Below are 384 nucleotides of genomic sequence, written 5' to 3' on the forward strand. Positions count from 1 at the left end.
CTCTACGACCCGTCGAACATCACGCTCATGCACCACCTGTACGCGGCGCTGCGGACCAACCACCTCTACCACCGCGACCAGCACTACGTGGTGCAGAACGGCGAGATCGTCATCGTCGACGAATTCACCGGCCGCCTCATGTCCGGCCGCCGCTGGAGCGAGGGCCTGCACCAGGCCGTGGAAGCCAAGGAAGGCGTGGAGATCCAGGCCGAGAACCAGACGCTGGCCTCCATCACCTTCCAGAACTACTTCCGCCTCTACGGCAAGCTCTCGGGCATGACCGGCACGGCCGACACCGAGGCCTACGAGTTCCAGGAGATCTACGGCCTCGAGACCGTGGTGATCCCGCCCAACCGGCCCAGCAAGCGCGACGACCAGCTCGAC

Annotated in this window: 1 protein-coding gene; it reads left to right on the forward strand. The window is 65.4% G+C overall.

The features are described 5' to 3' along the window. Nucleotides 1-384 (forward strand): preprotein translocase subunit SecA (locus AC066S_RS40045; protein ID WP_478272101.1); only part of this gene is annotated, 384 nt, incomplete at both ends.

It is taken from the genome of Bradyrhizobium sp. CFUWI (assembly GCF_056429085.1).